General features: G+C 39.5%; 22 protein-coding genes and 1 pseudogene. 15 read left to right on the top strand and 8 right to left on the bottom strand.

Going from position 1 to position 21757, the window contains the following annotated elements:
• Positions 1 to 187 precede the first annotated feature (187 nt).
• On the top strand, positions 188 to 595 hold the full coding sequence (locus tag CSV77_RS10160; protein WP_099673328.1) for a PaaI family thioesterase: 408 nt from the start codon (positions 188 to 190) through the stop codon (positions 593 to 595).
• Positions 596 to 637: 42 nt separating this feature from the next.
• Positions 638 to 1528 carry a DMT family transporter gene (locus CSV77_RS10155; protein WP_099673327.1) on the top strand — a complete coding sequence of 297 codons (891 nt, stop codon included), beginning with the start codon at positions 638 to 640 and terminating at the stop codon, positions 1526 to 1528.
• A gap of 41 nt (positions 1529 to 1569) precedes the next feature.
• Here the strand turns inward: CSV77_RS10155 and CSV77_RS10150 are convergent, their stop codons facing one another.
• Positions 1570 to 1725: a DUF1540 domain-containing protein gene (locus tag CSV77_RS10150; RefSeq protein WP_099631738.1), complete on the bottom strand. Its 156-nt coding sequence runs from the start codon at positions 1723 to 1725 to the stop codon at positions 1570 to 1572.
• 95 nt (positions 1726 to 1820) lie between these two features.
• On the opposite strand from CSV77_RS10150, the gene CSV77_RS10145 reads away from it, so the two are divergent.
• Positions 1821 to 3137, top strand: a complete 1317-nt coding sequence (locus tag CSV77_RS10145; RefSeq protein ID WP_099673326.1) for a cytochrome P450 — start codon at positions 1821 to 1823, stop codon at positions 3135 to 3137.
• A 54-nt stretch (positions 3138 to 3191) separates the two neighbouring features.
• Here the strand turns inward: CSV77_RS10145 and CSV77_RS10140 are convergent, their stop codons facing one another.
• The 3 genes from CSV77_RS10140 to CSV77_RS10130 form a co-directional block, all read right to left on the bottom strand.
• Complete coding sequence (locus tag CSV77_RS10140; protein WP_099673325.1) at positions 3192 to 4925, bottom strand: AAA family ATPase; 1734 nt, start codon at positions 4923 to 4925, stop codon at positions 3192 to 3194.
• Between the two features lie 270 nt (positions 4926 to 5195).
• On the bottom strand, positions 5196 to 5735 hold the full coding sequence (locus tag CSV77_RS10135; protein WP_099673324.1) for a GDYXXLXY domain-containing protein: 540 nt from the start codon (positions 5733 to 5735) through the stop codon (positions 5196 to 5198).
• On the bottom strand, positions 5725 to 6807 hold the full coding sequence (locus tag CSV77_RS10130; protein WP_099673323.1) for a DUF2157 domain-containing protein: 1083 nt from the start codon (positions 6805 to 6807) through the stop codon (positions 5725 to 5727). The genes CSV77_RS10135 and CSV77_RS10130 overlap by 11 nt, the downstream gene beginning before the upstream one ends.
• A 338-nt stretch (positions 6808 to 7145) precedes the next feature.
• On the opposite strand from CSV77_RS10130, the gene CSV77_RS10125 reads away from it, so the two are divergent.
• The 12 genes and pseudogenes from CSV77_RS10125 (at position 7146) to CSV77_RS10070 (ending at position 18918) form a co-directional block, all read left to right on the top strand.
• Positions 7146 to 8960 carry an assimilatory sulfite reductase (NADPH) flavoprotein subunit gene (locus CSV77_RS10125; protein WP_099673387.1) on the top strand — a complete coding sequence of 605 codons (1815 nt, stop codon included), beginning with the start codon at positions 7146 to 7148 and terminating at the stop codon, positions 8958 to 8960.
• Between the two features lie 25 nt (positions 8961 to 8985).
• The gene (gene cysI / locus CSV77_RS10120; RefSeq protein WP_099636937.1) at positions 8986 to 10710 is read left to right on the top strand and encodes an assimilatory sulfite reductase (NADPH) hemoprotein subunit; all 1725 of its coding nucleotides are present in this window, start codon (positions 8986 to 8988) and stop codon (positions 10708 to 10710) included.
• A gap of 284 nt (positions 10711 to 10994) precedes the next feature.
• Positions 10995 to 11615 carry a kinase gene (locus tag CSV77_RS10115; RefSeq protein ID WP_099673322.1) on the top strand — a complete coding sequence of 207 codons (621 nt, stop codon included), beginning with the start codon at positions 10995 to 10997 and terminating at the stop codon, positions 11613 to 11615.
• Positions 11616 to 11669: 54 nt separating this feature from the next.
• Complete coding sequence (locus CSV77_RS10110; RefSeq protein ID WP_099673321.1) at positions 11670 to 12029, top strand: hypothetical protein; 360 nt, start codon at positions 11670 to 11672, stop codon at positions 12027 to 12029.
• A gap of 90 nt (positions 12030 to 12119) precedes the next feature.
• A complete protein-coding gene (locus tag CSV77_RS10105; RefSeq protein WP_099673320.1) occupies positions 12120 to 12437 on the top strand; it encodes a hypothetical protein in 318 nt (105 codons plus the stop codon).
• Between the two features lie 803 nt (positions 12438 to 13240).
• Positions 13241 to 14392 (top strand): ABC transporter substrate-binding protein, encoded by a 1152-nt coding sequence (locus CSV77_RS10100; RefSeq protein ID WP_099673319.1) that lies wholly within the window; start codon positions 13241 to 13243, stop codon positions 14390 to 14392.
• 108 nt (positions 14393 to 14500) lie between these two features.
• Entirely contained in the window at positions 14501 to 15385 is an 885-nt protein-coding gene (locus CSV77_RS10095) for a branched-chain amino acid ABC transporter permease (RefSeq protein WP_029055115.1), read from the top strand.
• A 4-nt stretch (positions 15386 to 15389) separates the two neighbouring features.
• Positions 15390 to 16373, top strand: a complete 984-nt coding sequence (locus CSV77_RS10090; protein ID WP_099673318.1) for a branched-chain amino acid ABC transporter permease — start codon at positions 15390 to 15392, stop codon at positions 16371 to 16373.
• A complete protein-coding gene (locus tag CSV77_RS10085; protein WP_099631748.1) occupies positions 16345 to 17118 on the top strand; it encodes an ABC transporter ATP-binding protein in 774 nt (257 codons plus the stop codon). Before CSV77_RS10090 ends, CSV77_RS10085 begins: the two co-directional genes overlap by 29 nt.
• Positions 17111 to 17812 carry an ABC transporter ATP-binding protein gene (locus tag CSV77_RS10080; RefSeq protein WP_099673317.1) on the top strand — a complete coding sequence of 234 codons (702 nt, stop codon included), beginning with the start codon at positions 17111 to 17113 and terminating at the stop codon, positions 17810 to 17812. The genes CSV77_RS10085 and CSV77_RS10080 overlap by 8 nt, the downstream gene beginning before the upstream one ends.
• Before the next feature lie 155 nt (positions 17813 to 17967).
• Positions 17968 to 18465, top strand: a pseudogene (locus CSV77_RS10075) (P1 family peptidase); the annotation flags it as partial.
• Positions 18466 to 18573: 108 nt separating this feature from the next.
• On the top strand, positions 18574 to 18918 hold the full coding sequence (locus CSV77_RS10070; protein WP_099673315.1) for a DUF6568 family protein: 345 nt from the start codon (positions 18574 to 18576) through the stop codon (positions 18916 to 18918).
• Between the two features lie 72 nt (positions 18919 to 18990).
• On the opposite strand, the gene CSV77_RS10065 is transcribed toward CSV77_RS10070, so the two are convergent.
• From CSV77_RS10065 to cysC, 4 genes are read right to left on the bottom strand one after another with little or no spacing between them, the layout of a single operon-like run.
• Complete coding sequence (locus CSV77_RS10065; RefSeq protein ID WP_233212217.1) at positions 18991 to 19656, bottom strand: precorrin-2 dehydrogenase/sirohydrochlorin ferrochelatase family protein; 666 nt, start codon at positions 19654 to 19656, stop codon at positions 18991 to 18993.
• Positions 19607 to 20368 carry a sirohydrochlorin chelatase gene (locus tag CSV77_RS10060; RefSeq protein ID WP_099673313.1) on the bottom strand — a complete coding sequence of 254 codons (762 nt, stop codon included), beginning with the start codon at positions 20366 to 20368 and terminating at the stop codon, positions 19607 to 19609. The genes CSV77_RS10065 and CSV77_RS10060 overlap by 50 nt, the downstream gene beginning before the upstream one ends.
• Positions 20365 to 21141, bottom strand: a complete 777-nt coding sequence (gene cobA / locus CSV77_RS10055) for a uroporphyrinogen-III C-methyltransferase (RefSeq protein ID WP_099673312.1) — start codon at positions 21139 to 21141, stop codon at positions 20365 to 20367. Before cobA ends, CSV77_RS10060 begins: the two co-directional genes overlap by 4 nt.
• Positions 21142 to 21153: 12 nt before the next feature.
• Complete coding sequence (gene cysC, locus CSV77_RS10050; RefSeq protein ID WP_099673311.1) at positions 21154 to 21750, bottom strand: adenylyl-sulfate kinase; 597 nt, start codon at positions 21748 to 21750, stop codon at positions 21154 to 21156.
• Positions 21751 to 21757 lie beyond the last annotated feature (7 nt).

The following is a 21757-nucleotide window of genomic DNA, read 5'->3' as shown; positions in this document are numbered from 1 at the left end:
TCTAAATTAAAAAACTTATGAAATTGATTTCATTATAAAGGAAAAAGAATGAAAAATATATACTTTTTATAGAAAAATATTAGAAAAAGCTTTTTTATGGCAAATGGTAAAATGCTTTGAATTGTCGTCAGAACGTCTTTACGATATGGTATATAAAACAATTACTACATTCTATGGAGGTAATGAAATGAACGATACAACAGTGGAATATTTGGAACAGGTTCGACAAGACTTCGAAACAAGTCCTTTTTGGAAATTTGCCGGTCTGCAAACACAAAAATTAGAAGCGGGTCAAGTGGAATTATATTTACCTTATCGTCAAGACTATGATAATGTACGTGGAACTATTCACGGTGGTATGTATATGTCCGTTCTCGATACGACGATGGGAATGCTTTGTCGGTCGATGGGTGCAAATGATGTCATGACGATACAAATGACGACACAATTCCTAAAGCCGGTCGTTCAGGAAACCGTTTATTCAAAAGCTGCCGTTATTAATAGAACACGCTCTACGGCTCTGGTTGAAGGAACGTTATTCAATGAGAAAGATGAATTAGTTGCTCATTGCACCGCTACGTTCAAGTTGAAATGATTATTATTTACTCTGTAATTTCAAATCAAGGCAGGTTTTCATATGAATAAGAAAGCTTTCTATTTAGGATTATTCACCGTTGTCGCATGGGGCTCTAGTTTTGCTGCTATTCGAGTGAGTTTGCTAGGAGGGTATTCTCCTGGGCATTTGGTGTTGACACGGTTCATCGTCGCTTCATTAGTATTTATTTTATATGCATTATGGCCGGGAACGAAAATTCGTCTGCCTGCAAAACAGGATATATGGAAGATCATGCTACTAGGCTTCGCGGGAATCAGTATTTATCACTTTGGTCTGACATACGGAGAACAAACTGTATCAGCTGGAACGGCCGGTCTGTTTATCGCAACGGTGCCGATTTTCACTTCGATAATCGCAGTGATTTTCCTAAGTGAGAAAATTAGTCGATTAGGTTGGATTGGTATGGCAATTGGATTATCGGGTGTTGCGTTGATAACGATAGGAAGTTCGGAAGGTGCGTTGGAAGTATCGGTAGGCGCGTGGTTCATTATTATTGCGGTTATTTCTACTTCTATATTTTTCGTCTTTCAGAAACCTTTATTCAACCGTTACACTCCTGTCGAGTTGACAGCATACTTCACATGGGCGGGTACCTTACCGTTTTTATATTTCACACCAGGCTTGCTAAATGAAATACAAGGGGCTACGCTTGAAGCCACATTATCAACAATTTATATGGGGGTTATTCCAGCAACGATTGCCTATGTAACCTGGTCTACTGCGTTGTCGATTGCCGATGCGGGAGCAGTTTCGAGTCTACTCTATATAGAGCCAGTCGTGGCGATATTGGTTGCATGGGTATGGCTACAAGAACTCCCGAGTGGATTGTCTATGATTGGTGGAGTGATTGCAGTTTTGAGTGTGATAGCTGTTAACTGGGAAGCGATGCGTACGCGTTCAACTTATCAATAAAAAAGCAGCCAAGCATGAAAGCGTGGCTGCTGCACGGTGGATCATCCTTTTGGAATGAACGTATTACAATCTGTTTCGGCTGAGTCTTTTGCTTTTCTTCCTTTTCGTGAAATTACTTTGATTTCATCTGCTCCACATTGGTTACCTGATTCCCAAAAATGACAATTTGTCACTTCACATAATACGTCTTTTGCCAATTGACCCACCTCCTTTTTACTAGCATATCCAGAAACACAGCATACATACTGGAGATAGAGAAGTAATACAATATGATAATTTTGGAGGAGAGTTTATGGTTACTGTACAAGATATTGCAACGCCACGATTACAGAACTATTTGGAATTCGTGCGTGATCCGATTGCTTTTTTTATGCGAGTACAGCCACTTGGTGATGTGATTTCATTGAAGACAGGCATTTCACCGACGTTTGTGGTTAACAGTCCCGAAGCAATTCGAGAAATCTTGATTCGTCAAGACCAGTCATTTATTAAAGGACGAACAACGACTGTGTTGCAGAGAACAGTGGGAGAGGGTCTATTGACGACGGAAGGTGAACGGCATGCGACGCAGAAGAAATATATTCAACCAGCGTTTTATAAAGAGGTGATGGAACGTTATGCCTATTCGATCATTGATGAAACGGAGAAGCTAGTCAAACGTCTTGAGCATGAAGAGGAAGTAGATATACATACAGTAATGATGCGTTTGACATTGTCGATCATTACACGAACAATGTTTTCGACTGATGTCTCTGCAGAGGAGAAAGAACTTGCAGATGCCGTCACAACAACGATTGAGCAAAGCGTCAAAATTTTATTTAGTCCTGTGATGATTCCATCTTCTGTTCCGACTAAAGCCAACTTGAAACATAAAAAAGCGATACAAACACTTGAGGAAATGATTGACGATGTATTAGTCGCTGCAAAAGAACATCCAGAATGGTTTAAAGACTCGTTGCTTGGCATGATGATGGCGGTTACAGATGAGGCCGGAAACAGGTTGCCTGACAAAGAAGTACGTGATCAGATGATGACGATGTTGCTCGCAGGACACGAAACAACGGCAAACTTATTAGGCTGGTTATTTGCTGAAATTGCACGGCTTCCTAAAGTAGAGAAGCGTCTGTTGGATGAATTGAATTCCGCGAACTTGGTAGGTAACCCATTTAATTGGATGCGAGAATTACCATATACACAGCAAATTATTGAAGAAGGCTTGCGTCTTTATCCGCCTGCTTGGCTAATTTATCGCGAACTTAACGAACCGGTCGAGATGTTTGGAAGGTCTTTTAAAAAGGGAAGCACGTTTATGATTTGTCCATTTGCGATTCACCGAAATAAAGAGATGTTCCCAGATCCTGACACATTTGATCCCGATCGGTTTGCGACAGGTAATAAGTATGCGCCATTTAGTTATTTCCCATTCGGAGGTGGTTCACGCAGTTGTATCGGTTCTCGATTTGCTATGCTAGAAGCGACATTGATCATATCGGTACTTTATAAGAAGTTTATCTTTCGCAATATGCGACCACATGCGCCCGTTCCGGAACCATTGATTTCGTTGCGGATCAAAGATGGATGGCCGATGAGGTTAGAGAAGCGCTGTTAACCAACGCAAACTAAAAAAACAGCGATCATCAAGAGGATGATCGCTGTTTTGCTATCAGATAAACACTACCGCATCTTTAGGAGTCGACAACTCGACTATGCGTTGTACTTCGTCACCTTCAAGCGTTTCTTCTTTATATAGTGCATTGACTAACTCTTCAAATTGATACGCGTGCTCCTTAATGAGCGTTTCCGTCTTTTGCGCAGCTTGATCAAATAGCATTTGCATTTTTTCTTCACGTTCAGCTTTATTGAAGATCAAAGAAAATCCTTCTTGGAACAATCCAGTATTCACCATACGCTCAAGAATCTCTTTGGCCTGTTCCACATCGCCTCCAACTCCGATACTGTGCTCCCCCAAATAGAGACGCTCTGCAATGCCGCCCGCTAAAATCATACTGACTTGATCAAGCAATTCGCTAGCAGTAGATAAATGTAATTCCTTTTGAATAGGGGCTACATAACCGAGTGCTTGACCCCTTGGAATAATCGTCGCTTTTCTTACAGAACCTGGCTTTGTAAGAGCAGCGATGATGGCATGTCCGGATTCGTGAATGGCTACACGACGCTTCGTTTCTTGGTCGCTTAACGTGCGTGCTGTATTTCCAAGGATTGTCCGGTCAATTGCAAAATCTAAATCATGCTTCTCGATTAATTTCCGTCCTTCGCGAATGGCCCGGCGGCTGGCTGTTTCGAACAAGCTACTTATTTCTGCGCCAGAAAAACCTGAAGTGCTATCTGCAAGTGTATCGAGAGACGCGACCACATTAGGAGCCAACGTTTTGCCGTTTGTATGGATATCGATAATTTCGCGACGTCCTTTTGTATCCGGCAATTGAACATGAAAAGTAAAGTCGATACGCCCAGGTCGTAAGAATGCATCATCCAGCATATCTTTCCGATTCGTAGCTGCAATGAATAAAACACCGTCATTATCATTACCACCGTCAAGTTGAACTAGTAGTTCCGTTAACGTCTTTTCAGATTCTTCTCCACCATGTTCTTTTCTTTTTCCAGCCAACGCATCTACTTCGTCTATGAAGATCACAGCAGGACGTTGTTTGCGTGCATTTTCAAAAAGTGTACGCACTCGTGAAGCTCCAACACCTACAAATAATTCTGTAAAGGCTGCTCCACTAGAAGAATAAAAAGTAGCTCCTATTTCTTTTGCGATAGCTTGAGCTAGTAATGTTTTACCTGTCCCCGGAGGTCCATATAGTAAAATACCTTGAGGCAAGGCAATGCCCATTTCATTTGCCGCTTCAGGGTTTTTGAATACTTCTAACGTCTGTTGGATTTCATCCTTCATTTCTTGAGGGATTCCACCGATATCATCCATTGTGATGTCAGGTAGAGGAGTCGCCTTTGACGCTTGATGCTTCATAGCTGACGCGCCAACATTGAGCTTACCTTTTTTATGAAGAATGAAAAGTGTCAAAAGAGCTGCCAATACAAGCCCACCAAAAATCCAACCGCCCATCGAACTCTCTGCTTTATATTGATACGTTACATTATATTTCTGTACTAAGTCATCCACTAATGTACTTTGTGGACGCACCATCGTGCTGTATGTTGTGTTATCTACAATGATGGATAACTTTCCTTTGGCCGTTTCGTTTAATAAGACACCAGCACCTGATTGTTCAGCAATCAGTTTTTCCATCTGAGCAAATGAAACTTCTTTTCCTCCAGTGGGTAGTAAATAGTTCCAAGTGACACCTGCTGCAATGGCCGTGACAAAGAGGGCTACGACAAAAATCTTTGATGCTAATTTTGAAATAGGCTTCAAGTTCAGCTCCAGCTCCTTTAGTGAATTACCTAAATTATACGTAAAAGTAGTAGTTTTGTATAGTGTGTAAACAGAAAAAATAGTTACAAATTCAAGAACTTGTGAGGAAATACCTAAAAAGACACAAGCGGATGAAGTAAGTGGCAGTACTACACCCCGAAGCCGACTTCTCACTACCTTCAAAAAGATTACCAACTAAAAAAAGCCCCTACTCGAAATCGTATATACCACGACCTCCAGTGAGGGCTTCCGCTACTCCAATAAAGTGACCTATTTAGGCCGTACATCTTCTAATACAGCAAAACCATCACGAACTTTTATATCTGCAAGCAATTGACCTTTGCGTGACAAATCTTCTAACAGCATACCCGTATTTTCAGTTACATAGAAACGATCAGGAAGAAAGTTTGCAAAATACATTTGATTTTCATCGATATTGTGTTCACCGTAGTAATACATATCACCTTTTAAAAAAAGGCCATCGCTTGGTTTCTTATGTGTAACGGTCTTTAACCCATATACATCTCCTTCTTCTTGTTCTAAAACTGCATATACTGTCAGTCTTCCAGTATCATGTTTGGAGAATTCTTTAATGAGCGCAGGGTCAAGACTTTCTTTGGAGAATTCTTCAATCGCAAATTGAAGACTAACATAATCACCATAAAGAATATCGCGCGGGTCGACAGGTACTGTTTCCAATGTGATGGTTTTACCTGTCTTCACTGTGTATAAAGGTTTCCAAGTCATCGCTAACAGGAGGATGATTGGGACGATTAAGGCAATAAGAAATAGATTCCGTTTATTCTTCATGACGTTTCACCGTCTCTCGTCGTGATTTTTCAAACCAGAATCCAAAGCCGATCAACAGCAAACCACCTATGATGAAAAATAATGACTTTGGCATGAAGTCATATGTGATATCCGTGTAATAGCGGTAGATTAACGCACATGTGATTAAGATGGCTGGTAAGCTGTCTTTCTTCAGAAGGTAAATCAATAAGATAACGAATATAGCGGTGAAGATATATGGTGCAGTATCACCAAATCGCAAATCATCCCATATGAATGGGAACGTTAGCATCATGCCCGTGATTCCAAATAATACGGAACCCATCCAAGACGACTCTGTACGATACTGTTTTAAAGGTGCGAGTGCAAGAAATACACCTAATACAAAGACAATCAAGACGGAAATCCATTCCTCAACATGGAAGAATTCTAGCATATTGACGATAAAAGCTACACTAAGCAATACATTCATAACAAACAACGAACTTTTTCTTCTGAATCGCGTTTCATTCATCCAGAACAGTAGAGGAATCAATAGAAGTAGCCAAAAAGGACCGAAGCTTCCAACTTCATACGTTGTGAAAGCACTAAAGCTGTAAATAATAAAAAATGCACTAGCAAATACAGCGAGCAATTGATCTTTTACATAATAGGCAAGTGGCAGGATTCCGATCCCCCATAATAGGAAATCTGTATACACCGTATATTGTAAATGAAAGCTCTGACCAATTAGAAATATTCCAGCTCCAAAAATGGCAGCCCCGATATAATACATACTGCGAGACGTTTTTTCGTAATTGCTTTCAAGCTTGTATCCTGCGAAGTATGCCAAGACCATGCCGACGATGATTAATCCGAGCTTAAAGAATGGCGTTAGTAAAGCCCAGTTACCTGCGATAAAACTCAGTATTCCTATCCCCACTAATATAGCCCCGAAAGCCAGCAAGATTCTCACGAAATTAGTGCCACCTTTAGATTCATATAGCGAGAGCATTTCGTTGGCATCTACTTCTTTCATTTTGCCTTGCTGTTGTAGAAAAGAAAACTCTTGTTGCAAGAAAGTTAATTGTTGCTTACTGACCTTTCTTTTCATACTAAATCCCTCCTTTCATAATAGTTACTAAGTAGACTAATAAACACATTATATGTTACAGAATATCAAGAATGAAAAGGTTCTCACAGAAATTATCTAGTTAAATATAGTATCTCGTATATTTTCTAAAAACACAATAAATACTAGAAAGATACATATTTATCCTTTAATTGCCTATTGACATCAGATACCACGTTCCATATCAAAAGCCTACTTGACTAATAGGAATAATCATAATACAATGAAACCATCTTAAAAATAGTTGTCAGTCTAGTCAGATTTTCTGCAACATTAAGCAATAATAAAAAATACAATTAGAGGTTGCGAGGGTGATGAATATGGCGTTACAAGTAACGAACAGTCCTTTTAGTGAAGAACAAGTAGAATTGCTCAATCGTTTATTACCGAGCATCACAGAAACACAGCAAAGTTGGTTGAGTGGTTATTTAACAGCTGTCAGCTCAGCTTCAATACCATCGGCTGACGTCGCTGTATTAGAACGTCCCGCTATAGAAATTCCGACGGCAGTAAAAGAAATAACTGTTCTTTATGGCTCACAAACAGGTAACGGACAGGGAATCGCTGAACAAGCGGCAGCCAAGTTAAAAGAACAATCTTTTGATGTGACAATCCAGTCTATGAATGATTTCAAGCCGAATAATCTGAAGAAAATCGAAAATCTATTACTGGTCGTCAGTACGCATGGAGAAGGAGATCCACCTGATACAGCGTTGCCATTCCATGAGTTTTTGCATGGAAAACGTGCTCCGAAACTAGATCATCTCCATTATTCAGTATTGGCACTTGGCAATAGCTCGTACGAATTTTTCTGTAAAACAGGCGCTGATTTTGATCAGAAACTATCCGAACTAGGCGCAGTTCAGTTAGCTCCACGAGTAGATTGTGATTTAGATTATGATGAGCCGGCAGCGCAGTGGCTATCAGAGGTGGAAGTGTCGTTAGAAATTCAATCTGGCGGTCAATCGGCTGCAGCTAGTGTAGAAGTGGAAAACCCATCATCTACTCAGTACTCACGCACCAACCCGTTTAATGCAGAAGTACTTGAAAATATTAATCTAAACGGTCGAGGTTCTAATAAAGAGACGCGTCATGTGGAGATTTCATTAGAAGGATCGGGATTGACATATAAGCCGGGTGACAGTGTAGGGATTTTCCCAACGAATAATTCCGACTTAGTCGATGAGATTATTAAGTTAGGAAGCTGGAATGCAGAAGAAACAGTGGAAATCAACTCACAAGGGGAACGCCGTGCTTTACGTATCGCATTACTTCATCACTTAGAGATTACCGTAGTAACTAAACCGCTACTTGAAAAACTGACTAATTACTCTAAGTCAGAAGAGTTGAAGCGACTCCTAAATAAAGAAAATGCGGATGAGTTTCGTGCGTATGTCGATGGACGGGACTTATACGATGCATTAATGGACTTTGGACCAGTAGAAGCTTCAGAACAACAACTGGTGGGAATTCTTCGTAAATTGCCAGCAAGATTATATTCAATTGCCAGTAGCCTAGAAGCGAACCCTGAAGAAGTGCATCTGACAATTGGTGCTGTTCGTTACGAAGCGCATGGTCGCGACAGACAAGGCGTGTGTTCTATCCAATGTGCAGAAAATCTTGAGCCTGGAGATACATTGCCGATTTATATCCATAAAAATGATAATTTCCGTTTACCAGCTAATTCGGAAACACCGATTATTATGATAGGGCCAGGGACGGGTATCGCGCCATTCCGTTCATTCATTGAAGAACGTAGTGAAACAGGAGCGGAAGGAAAGTCTTGGTTGTTCTTTGGAGATCAGCATTATGTGACCGATTTCTATTATCAAACGGAGTGGCAAAATTACGTGAAGGATGGCACGTTAACACGCCTCGATGTAGCTTTTTCACGTGATACGGATGAAAAAGTATATGTACAACATCGTATGAAACAAGCGAGTCAAGAACTGTATCAATGGATTGAAGAAGGTGCAGTGATTTATGTATGTGGTGATGAACAGAACATGGCAAAAGACGTCCACGCGACTTTGCTGGAAATTCTTCAACAAGAAGGCGGCAAATCACTTGAAGAAGCCGAACAATTCATCACACAGTTAGTTCAAGAGAAACGCTATCAGCGAGATGTCTATTAAGTAATTTGAAAGGAAGTGTGGAAGCATGTCTTCAACAACAAAACCAATCCATATACAAGATGGAGCGCCGAGTGATGTAGAAGAAATTAAAATTAAAAGTGATTACTTGCGTGGTAGTCTCATTGAAACGATGAATGACTCTATCAGTTCCGGAATTCCAGATGATGATAACCGTCTGATGAAATTCCACGGCAGTTATTTGCAAGATGACCGAGATCTGCGGGTCGAGCGTCAGCGCCAAAAATTAGAGCCTGCCTATCAGTTCATGATCCGCGTGCGGACACCAGCTGGCTTTGCCACGCCAAAACAATGGCTGGTTATGGATGAATTGGCACATAAATATGGTAATGGAACATTAAAGTTAACAACACGCCAAGCGTTCCAAATGCATGGTATTTTGAAATGGAATATGAAAAAAAATATCCAGGAAATGAATGATGCATTACTGGATTCTATCGCCGCTTGTGGTGACGTCAACCGAAACGTCATGTGCAGTCCGAATCCAAATCAGTCATCGGTTCACGCGGAAATATATGAGTGGTCGAAGCGATTAAGCTTAGACTTGTTGCCACAAACAACGGCTTATCATGAAATTTGGTTGGATGAGGAAAAAGTTGTGGATACGGCAGGGGAAGAAGTAGAGCCAATCTATGGCGCGACCTATTTGCCTAGAAAGTTCAAAATTGGAATAGCGGTACCTCCAATGAATGATATTGATGTATTTTCTCAAGACATTGGATTAATTGCGATAGTAGAAAATGAAAAATTAGTCGGCTTCAACGTTGCGGTAGGTGGCGGCATGGGAATGGCGCATGGCGATGAGCAGACGTATCCGCAGTTAGCACGCTTAATCGGTTTTGTGCCTGCTGATCAAGTGGTGGAGGTAGCGAAGCACTTGATGATGATCCAGCGTGACAATGGAAACCGTTCTGTACGAAAATATGCACGATTTAAGTATACAATTGATTCTCGAGGATTAGATTGGCTAGTCAGCGAACTTCATAGCCGTCTAGGCTGGGAGTTGGAAGAAACACGCCCTTATCACTTTGATCATAACGGAGATCGCTATGGATGGGTTGCAGCAGAAAATGATCGCTGGAATTATACATTCTTTATTGAAAACGGTCGAGTGCGTGATACAGAAAACTATAAATTGATGACCGCACTTCGTGAAATTGCAGAGATCCACACAGGTGATTTCCGCTTGAGTCCGAATCAAAACTTAGTATTAGGTGATGTAGCGGATTCAAATAAAAAGAATATAGAAGAAATTATTGCGAAATACGGGTTAGAATCACCAACAGAGCAGTCAGCGCTGCGTAAGAACTCTATGGCATGTGTATCGCTACCGACTTGTGGATTAGCGATGGCGGAGGCCGAGCGATATCTACCTTCATTGATCACGAAAATCGAAGGCTTGCTCGACGAGGCAGGGCTAGGGGATGAAGAGATCGTAACGCGTATGACAGGTTGCCCGAATGGTTGTGCACGTCCAGCGATAGCGGAACTAGGTTTCATCGGTAAAGGACCCGGCAAGTACAATATGTATTTAGGTGGCGGTTTTTCGGGACAACGCTTGAGCAAGATCTACCGTGAAAATATTGGAGAAGAAGAGATCTTAAGTGAATTAGGACCTATATTAAAACGTTATGCGAAAGAACGCGATGACGGAGAGCACTTCGGAGACTTTGTGATACGTGCTGGCATTGTGGCAGAAACTACGGACGGAACCAATTTCCATACGGTGTGATTAAATAAGTAGAGCAGCTAGAGTAAAAACTAGCTGCTCTTTTTTAAGTTTTGAAAAATTTCGTAGAAGTGAATTGTATGTATATAGTAGAGAAAGAGTTTAGGATTGGTGTACTCGATGAACTGTAATGGAAGTTGTGAGAAAAGTGAAACTTATTATGGGATAGAACGTACAAGCAAGAGAAGTAGGTTATTCCATAAACGGGCCAGATTGCAGGATAAGTAATGTGTTCATATCTGTTTTTAAGGATTAAAAGATTAGATTTAAAGGAGAATGAAAATTATATGTTTGCTGGAGAAACGGCAGAAACTTTATATAATCAATTCCTTAATCGACCTAATAAAAATCGGCCTTTAATAGTCGGTTTGGACGGATTAGGAGGGGCTGGTAAAACCACCTTTGTTAAGATGGTTAAGCAAAAATTAAAGGGTTATAACTGCAAAGTTAACATAGTTCATCTTGATGATCACATTGTTGAAAAAAATAAGCGGTATCATACTGGATATGAAGAATGGTACGAGTTTTATTACTTACAGTGGGACATCGATGGGTTATTAAACACTTTTTTAAAATCTCTGTATAACAGTGAGCATTTACATTTATCGTTTTATGATAAATCTACAGATTCAATTTCCAATAGACAGGTCGATGTACTAGCGGGTAGTATCGTTCTTATTGAAGGTATATTCCTACAAAGGAAAGAATGGAAGATTTTTTTTGATTATGTTATTTTTTTAAATTGCCCTTTTGAATTAAGAAAAGAGAGGGTATTAAATCGTGACTCTTACATTGGAGAATATCAAGACAGATTGAAAAAATATACAGAAAGATATTGGCTTGGTGAAAAGCATTACCTTGACACGATAAACCCTTATAGCATTGCAGATTTAGTAATAAACATTTAATAAGCATATTTCGTGATCTGATACAAACGGGCCATTTTGATGAGGGGGAGTAAAATGACGAATTATTATTATTTAGCCTCTGACCAGAAATTGGGGTCGGGCAATGCTTCGCTTGGTTTTATAGACACTGATGCGTGGTTAATTCCAGGATTCGATTATCCTGTTCAGAGAGAAATTATTAATGGAGTAGAAAAAGGGTGGGAGTTACGTGAATTACTACAATACATCCGTAATCACACAGCACCTTATGATGTATGTACAGTGCAAATTGCTAACTTATTAAATTCAAATCGAGTTGAACTAAAGATACAGAAAAAATCTAATTTACTATTGCATGAGATTGTAGACCCAAAACAACTTTTACTGCAAGAAGGACATTTACTGACTGTCAATAAAGTACCAATCACTAAGTAATTCCTTATGTAGCTGTTCATCAATCGGGCGCAATTCTTTAATAAGGATTAGTGCCTATTCGGTAATAGGGCCATTTTAAGGAGGCTAAACTTGGGTGACTATGTATTAATTGTATTGCTTTTGTTACTAATGACACGTGTATTTATAAAAAATAGAGTGAATTTGAAAGAGTATAAAAAACTTAGTAAAACTCAAATTATAGGTGTGATTGCAACTTATATTTTCACGTTAGGTACTTCAACCGCCCTTATAGTTTACGGTAAAAAATTGATTGAGGGAAAGTTCCCGAGCCCCTTCTTAGAAGAATTTATTTTCATTGTCATATTATTCTTTGTCTCTATTATTATTGGAACTGTATTGGATAAAATGATGAAGGAAATTACAAAAGGAGTTCTTCCAAAAGAGTAAAGGTTTATTCTAAAAATAGGTGCGATTGTGTAACATGATTAATTCGCATTCGCTTAGTTGATCTTCGCTACAGCCGGTGACTCCCGGGAGGATCAGTGGTTCACCGCACGCCCATAGGACACGCGTCCGGCTGCAACGCAGATCAACGAGTTCAAACCACTATCCCATCTGAGGGTGCGTTTTGGCATAAGAAATTTGAAAGAGGCTGAGACAAAACTCAATAAAATGAAAAAACCGCGTGAATCCAAGTTACAAGAACCTTAGATTCACGCGGTTTTAATTTTGTCCTTTTGGTTGATTGCGATAGATTTTCTACTTCTGTCCCAGCCTCTTTTTTTATTAGCTTTTCGACGCACAATAATAAATATGAAAAGAACAAACATATAAACCATTAAATTACTGACTAGTCACTGCTTCTGCAACAGTGAAACCATCTAATATAGCGAGATTAATAATAGTAGAGAGTGTACCGTAACAACTCGCTGCGAAGATAGCCATAAGTGGATAAATCTAGTTCATCAAAATAATTCACATTATCTTCAATTGAGAAATGAATAACTCTAATCCGATAGATAGTTTTAAATATTGGAAATATTATACCCTATACTAATAATAGTAGGGTATAATCAAAATATTAGTTATATCACTATTTTGTCACGTGACAACAGAAGCTCATATACGATGAGTCATAAGATAACCAGAGTTGTGACAAATGAAAATGCCAAATGATATAACTAACAAATTATTGAGAGTTGTGTAATTCTCAGTGATTGAAATTTCAATCAAATAGGGGGCTGGGGAGAATGAGTAAAAGAAGTAAAATCTTGTTTACAGTTTTAATGGCTTTCACATTAGTAATGTTAGCTGCATGTGGAAACTCATCAACAGATGATACTGAAAGTGCAGATTCTGGTGATGTTGTAAAAGCAAAAGTAGGCGTTATTTCATACTTAACTGGTCCAGGTGCTAGTTATGGTGAAGCGATTACAAACGGAATTAATCTTGCACACAAAGAAATTACTGAACTAGGAGAAGTGGACATCGAGTTGAAGATTGAAGACTCTGCTGGTAAACAAGAAGAAGCATTATCAGTTGCACAAAAATTAATGAACTCAGAAAATGTAGATGCAATTATTGGACCTACTTTAAGTACTGAAATGCAAATTGTTGGACCAGAAGCAGATTTAAACGGTGTTCCGATTCTAGGTACGTCAAACACAGCTGAAGGTATTCCACAACTTGGAGAATATGTATTCAGAAATTCAATTCCTGAGACATTAGCAATTCCTGCATCTGTGCAGAAAGCTATTGATAAATATGGCGCGAAAAAAGTTGCTATTTTATACGGAAATGATGATGTATTCACAAAAGCAGGATATGACACGATGAAGCAAGTTGCTGAAGATTTGGATTTGGAAGTTTTAACAACAGAAACTTTCCAATTAGGACAATCTGATTATAAAGCACAATTAACAAAAATTAAGAGCCTAAATCCAGACTTAGTTTTAGCTTCTGCTCTTTATAATGAAGGCGCAGTAATTCTTGATCAAGCTCGCAAAATGGGAATTGAAGTACCATTCGTTGGCGGTAATGGTTTTAACTCACCGGAAGTTATTAAAATTGCTGGCGATGCTGCAAATGGTTTAATCGTTGCAACTCCTTGGTTCGCTAAGAAAGACAACGAGAAAGTTAAAAAGTTTGTTGAAGATTATAAAGCGGCTTACGGTATAGAGCCGGACCAGTTCGCAGCACAAGCATATGATGGTTTTTATGTAATGGCTGAAGCAATTAAAAATGCTGGTGAAGCAGATCGTGATGCGATTCGTGATGCACTTGCTGAAATTAAAGATTTTGAAGGCGTTCTAGGAAATATGTCATTTGATGAAGACGGTGACATTATTATGGAGCCAACTGTTTTAATTATTGAAGATGACGAATACGTAGTATTTGAATAATTTTTTAGGAGAGGGGCTGGGGATTTTCCCAGCCTTATTGTTTTCCTAAATGACTTACGAAAAATAAGATTAATCATATAAGTCGAAAATGAAGAAGGAGGAGTACTATTGCTAATTGAACAATTAATAAATGGTTTAACATTAGGAAGTATTTATGTCATTGTTGCGCTAGGTTACACGCTCGTATTTGGTGTGTTGAACGTAGTAAACATGGGGCACGGGGAAATCTTTATGTTCGGAGCATTTATGGGCGTCGTTGTCACGAATATATTGGGTTGGCCATTATATATTGCATTTGTTGTAGCCATTGTAGTGACGGGAATTTTAGGCTATTTTCTCGAAACATTTGCGCTAAGACCATTACGAGGGAAAGAAGGTGTCTCACATCTTGCGCCTTTAATAAGTACAATCGGTGTTTCTATTTTTCTTGAGAACGTTGCACATCACTTTTTTGGTTCAGGTAACCAACCATTCCGTACATCACTTTCGGAATTAAAATTCGTTTTAGGATCAACAACAGTTTACTACGTTCAAATTATTATTTTCGTTATTGCTATTTTACTAATGTTTGGGCTTACTTTTTGGTTATCTAAAACAAAAGCAGGAAAAGCATTACGTGCGAGCGCGGAAAACTTAGCAGTAGCAAGTCTTCTCGGTGTAAATACGAAGAGAACGATAACGCAAACTGTTATTATTGCATCAGCAATGGGTGGAATTGCTGGAATTTTAGTGGGAATTGCTTTCAACTCTGTTAACCCCCAAATGGGTTTATCTTTCGGACTTAAAGGATTAGCTATTATTATTTTAGGTGGTTTAGGTAATGTTAGAGGAGCCATGGTAGGTGGTTTGATTTTAGGGATGGCTGAAACATTTATCGTAGCATATGGAGATTCAGGTTATCGTGATGCTGTTGCGTTTATCGCTATCATTGTTATTTTAATCGTACGACCACAAGGAATCTTTGGAACAGCTACAACTGGGAGAAAGGGTTGATTAGATGTTAGGCGAATTAATAAACCCATATTATCTACAAGTTATTTCTTTTATTTTAATTAATATTATTCTGGCTGTTAGTATATACATAACGCTTGGAACGGGACAATTATCACTTGGTCATGCAGGTTTTATGAGTATAGGCGCGTACACAACAGCTATTCTAACGCTTAATTATAATATGCCGCTTGTACTCGGTGTCATTATAGCTGCTATCTTTACAGGGATTGTTGGGACATTAATTGGTATACCAGCTTTAAGATTACAAGGTGTTTATCTCGCTATTGCAACACTTGGGTTTGGTGAAGTCGTTCGAGTTCTTTTCATTAACTGGGATGGTTTAACAAACGGTGCAATTGGCTTATCAGGCATTCCGCATCTTGGAAGAGAAATACTTAGTTTAAGTAAAATTATAGGAATAGAACCTGATATGTTTGGGTTGAAAAACAACCAGTTCATAAGTTTAGCTGTCTTTTTTGTCTTACTTATTATAACGATTTCTGTCATTTGGTTCTTCGTGAGACAAAATAATTCTAGAATTGGACGTGCTTTCTCCGCTATTAAAATGGATGAAGAAGCATCAGAAGCAATGGGTATTAATATTACTTATTACAAAGTATTAGCTTTCGGTCAAGGCGCAATGTTAGCAGGATTTGCAGGCGCATTATATGCCCATTTAATGGCGTACATTAGCCCATCGGACTTTGATTATCACAGAGCAGTAGAAATATTGATTTTCTCTATTTTTGGCGGAAGCGAAGTTATATGGGGATCCATATTCGGAGCTGTGTTCTTATCTGCAATGCCGGAATTCTTACGTTTTATCAACGAATATCGATTTATGATTTATGGTGCGCTTCTTGTTCTTATGATGGCGTTCCGTCCACAAGGAATTATCGATGTGAATATGATGAACCGATTTAAACGATTAAGACCTAAGAAGAAAGGGGAGAAAAAGCATGGTACTGGAAATAAAGAAGATCAGTAAAAATTTCGGTGGTATCCAAGCTTTAACCGATGTCTCATTTTCAGTGGAAGAAGGCGAAATTCTTGGTTTAATTGGGCCTAATGGTGCTGGAAAGACGACGATGTTTAATATGATTACAGCTATGTATCCTCCTAGTTCTGGTGAAATATCGTTTATCGGTAATCCACTTTCAAATCTGAAGCCGCATCAAATTACAGAAAAAGGTATTTGCCGTACATTTCAAAATATCCGTCTGTTTTCTGACTTAACAGTACGTGAAAATGTTATGGTAGGTAATCATTGCCGACTAAAAACTAATGTGATGCAAAGTGTTTTTCGTACGAAAGCTCAAAAAGCAGAAGAAGCTAGAGTTTTGGCGACTGCAGATGAGATACTAGAAGTTGTTGGCTTAGCGGATGACAAGGAAACAATTGCAAAAAACCTTTCATACGGTGCGCAGCGGAGATTAGAAATCGCAAGAGCTTTAGCAAGTAGACCAAAGTTAATTCTTCTTGATGAACCAGCAGCTGGGATGAACGAAAAAGAAACGAATGATTTATTTAATTTAATTAAAAAAATCCAAACGTTAGATATTACAGTGTTACTTATCGAACATGATATGCCACTAGTGATGCGTGTTTGTAGTAGAATTATCGTTTTGAACTTTGGTAAAAAAATTGCAGAAGGTACACCGAGCAGTATTCAAAACAATAAAGAAGTAATTGAAGCCTACCTCGGGGTTGAGGAGGAAGATGAGCTTGCTTAAACTAGATAACATCAGTACCTTTTATGGTAAAATTCAAGCGTTAAAAAGTATAGATATAGCTGTAGAAGAAGGGACAATCGTAACGATTTTAGGTGCCAATGGTGCTGGTAAGACGACGATGATGAATACCATCGCTGGGCTTTTAAAACCTAAAGAAGGTACAATCCATTATTTAGGGAAAGACGTTACAGGCCGTCGACCCGACCAGCTTATAAGAAATGGTTTAGCACTTGTTCCAGAAGGTCGAGGTATTTTGGCAACAATGACTGTTTTAGAAAACTTGGAAATGGGTGCATATCACCGAAGTGATTCAGAAGTTAGCGCGGATATTGAAAAGGTGATGGATCGCTTTCCGATTCTGAGAGAAAGAAAAGAACAATACGGTGGTACACTTTCAGGTGGACAACAACAAATGTTAGCGATTGCCAGAGTGATTATGTCTAGGCCAAAGCTTCTTTTACTAGATGAACCTTCAATGGGTCTAGCACCGATAATCGTTGCAGATATATTTAAAATTATTAAAGAGATTAATGAAGCTGGTACCACTGTATTACTTGTTGAACAAAATGCGCGCCAAGCATTAAAAGTAGCAGATCATGGTTATGTACTTGAAAATGGGAAGGTAGTTGCTTCTGGTACTGCTAAAGAATTATTGCAAGATGATACGATTAAGAAAGCCTATTTAGGTCATTAATCAAGATTGAAAAGGCAGTAGAACTTTGCTGCCTTTTTTTATTTTTATTAAAATAGAGAAAAATAGTCTAAAACTAAATCTTTACTTAATTAAAATTTTAACTTGGAGTGAATAATATGGACTTGCGCGAATCCAAAAAAGTTTGAGATAGAGGTATTATCATTGGTCGTCTTCCAACGGGTAACAAAAATTGTATCACGGATATAAAAGGCGTAAAAGTTGGACATGTCACACTTGATCATCCATTACAGGGAGATGATTACGCAGCTACAGGCGTGACTGCCATTTTACCGCATGGCGACAGTCTGTTTATGAATAAAGTGGTAGGCGCAAGTTACGTCTTAAACGGTTTTGGAAAAACAACTGGGCTCGTTCAGGTAAATGAATTAGGCTTGATTGAGCCTCCGATTATGTTGACAAACACGTTTGGAGTCCCCGCGGTGACCCAAGGAACCTTACAATATATGTTGGAGGAAAGTCCTGAAATTGGGTATACTACTGGAACCATTAATCTGGTTGTTGGAGAATGCAATGATAGAAGAATGAATTCAATCCGTGAACTAGTGGTTCAACCAAGTCATGCAATTGCTGCCATAAAAGATGCTACCACTAATGCTTCCGTAGAAGGGGCAGTTGGAGCTGGAAATAGTATGAAGGAGGTCTTTGAAAAAGTATATGGACGTGAACCTATAAGCTGAATTGTTTGAGTCATTACACAATGCGGTATAATACTAATAGTAGGGAAAGGAGATGGATTTGAAATGAGTTATGAAGAAAATGTAGCTGGTTTTGATAAAATTGATTCGGCTAGAGCAGAGGAATTAGTAAAAGGTCATGGAGAGGCTGTAATTTATGTGGGTAAATCCGTATGTCCTTATTGCCAAATATTCGTTGAAAAACTAAATAAAGTAGCCAAAGAAACAGATGCACATATCTATTACGTTAACAGTAATGAAAACGCTGATATGAAAGGCATTTCTGCTTTCCGAAATGAAAATGACATTCCGACAGTACCTGGCTTCATTTACACAAATGGAGACACTGTAAACGTTAAATGTGATTCCTCTATGTCTAAAGAAGAAATTAAATCTTTCATGAATAAGTAATCAACTTAAAACACTGTAAAAAAGGTCCTTAATTCGCACATGAATTAAGGACCTTTTTTATTTATATGATTTTTACTGAATGAGCTGTTCTGAAGGAAAGATTTGCTGCAGTTCGTTCAGGAATGTTTGGCGCTCTTCGGTATTATGAAGATAAATGGGCTCAATAGCTTCTTTCAGCCATGTCCTACGCTCTGCACGATCCGCTACGTACAGTTTCACATAGTGTCTGACATCTGCCAAGAAGTCCAGATAGTCTTCATAACGTTCATCATACGTTTCTGCTATTTCGGTCCGAATCTTTTTGGCCAATGAAGGACTTGCTCCACTTGTCGATACGCTGACGATCAGTTTACCACGCGTCATGACTGCTGGAATTTGCGCGGTACCTAATGTTGGATTGGAAGCGTGAACGACTAGTTTACCTGCTTCTTTCAATAGCTTGGCAAGACGATCATTTACGGCTTCGTCATCTGTTACGAGCAAGGTGAGAAAAGCATTTTCAACATCTTCCCATTCCGCTTCTTTCGTAATGAGCGTAACCGTACCTTGTTGTTCTAATTTTTCAAAAGACGGGTGGAATTCAGGGCTGATAATAGTAGGATGAATACCGAAACGATGTAGGTTGAGTACTTTGTGATACGCGACGTGCCCGCCACCGACTAGGAATATATTTGATTCATCCATGTTTTCAAGCATGATGGGGAACATAGAGACCACGTTTCCTTTCTGTTGCTTCATCGGCCCTTTCATTCAGAATCGCATGAATCACTGGATCATAGCCTAGTTCGGGGCAGAGATGAATAGCGGTTGTTGTTTTGGTTTTCTTTAGTGTTCTTTCAATTGACTTCATTAAAATACCAGTGAATAATAAATACGGTAAAATATACAGACTTTTAGGTTGGTGTTCTAGTAGTCGTTCAAGTTCATTTTCATAAAAAGGCTCGCAAGCTGCTAGATAGCCGACATAAACATTTTGAAGCTTGGTTTTCTCTTGGAATATTCTTTTAATTTTCGCAAAATCTTCTTTCGTAGCAGGGTCACTGCTGCCTCTTCCAATCAATAAAATGGATGCATCCTTAGGAATTACTTCTGTTGTTTCATGCAATCGTTCGATTAGCACATCAACCATACGTTCATCCACGCCAATTGGATCACCGTAGTAAACAGGAATATCAGGGTAATTCATCATGACGTCTTGTAGCTCAGTAGGAATGTCCACGTTGGCATGACCCGCACGCAATAACAGAAAGGGGATAGCAATAATTTCTGTTGCACCCCGTGCGATACAGCGTGCAACACCGTCAGCAATCGACGGTTCGGCGAGTTCTAGAAAACATGCTTCCTGGATAGGGGCCGCTTTGGTTTCCATTGTTTTCTCAATAAATGCCAAAGCAGCCTGCTGTCCTTTCTTTACGCGGCTGCCGTGGCAAATATATAGGATTGCTTTCATACTAGCGCCTCGTGTAAACGACGTTCTTTACTGGATTCTTCAAACCACTGTAATTCATCACGCAAGCGAACGACTTCACCGATCACGATCATACTGGGATTTTTGACTTCTTCTAGACGTGCCGTTTCTGTCATAGTGGAAAGCGTCGCTGTAACTGTGCGCTGTGTCTCTGTCGTTCCCCAATGAATGAAGGCTACAGGAGTGTCTGGATCTTTACCGTGTTGAATCAGTTGTTTTTGGATATACGGAAGATTGCTGACACCCATGTAAATCGCCAGTGTATCGATCCCTTTTGCGAGAGCCTGCCATTTCTCAGCCTCTTCGGCACCTTCTTTACGATGGCCCGTGACAATTGCAAACGAAGCGCTGTAATCACGATGGGTAACAGGTATTCCTGCATATGCTGGAGCTGCGATTCCGGACGTGATGCCGGGAACCACTTCGAATGGGATGTGGTGCTTTACCACAAACGCTGCTTCTTCACCGCCGCGACCGAATATAAATGGATCGCCGCCTTTCAGACGTACGACTTGTTTGCCTTGCTTCGCATGTTTAACCAATAAGAAATTGATCATATCCTGCTGAACGAAATGATGCTTGGGAAGTTTTCCTACAAAAATTAATTCCGCATCGGGCTTCGCATGAATTAAAATCTCTTGATTGATCAGTCTGTCATAAAGAATTACATCCGCTCGCTGTATAGCTTTCACTGCTTTGACGGTCAATAAATCAGGATCTCCAGGACCCGCTCCGACTAGCCAAACTTTGCCCATTCTAACCACTCCTTAAAGAATCCATTTTTTATCGCGTAAGTAGCCGATTAATTGTTCGACACACTCTTCAATCGAATATTGATCAGTTTCTAATGTAAGTTCAGGTTTTACTGGTACTTCATAAGGTGATGAAATCCCAGTAAATTCCGGAATGACACCCGCACGTGCTTTTTCATATAATCCCTTTGGATCACGTTTCTCACAAGCGTCAAGAGGACAACTGATATACACTTCAACAAATTCATCTTCTTCCACTAAACGCCTGACGCTGTCGCGGTCCTCTTGGAAAGGGGAGATGAATGCGGTAAACACAAGCTGTCCGCTGTCAATGAATAACTTCGAGACTTCCCCAATGCGACGAGTGTTTTCTTTACGTGCTTCATCAGAAAAGCCAAGGTCCTTATTTAAGCCATGACGCACATTATCGCCATCAAGTACATATGTGTTAGCACCAAGATCGTGCAACCGGCGTGCGGCTGCATTGGCGATCGTGGATTTACCTGAACCGGATAGGCCGGTGAAGTAAAGTACTGCGCTATGATGTTTATTTTTTGCCCGTTGTTCTTCTTTTGAAATTAATTGGTCATGCCATACAATGTTCTCTGCCATATCATCA

It is taken from the genome of Sporosarcina sp. P16b (assembly GCF_002743065.1).
GTDB lineage: Bacteria > Bacillota > Bacilli > Bacillales_A > Planococcaceae > Sporosarcina.
This window is presented reverse-complemented; position numbering and strand designations above follow the sequence as displayed.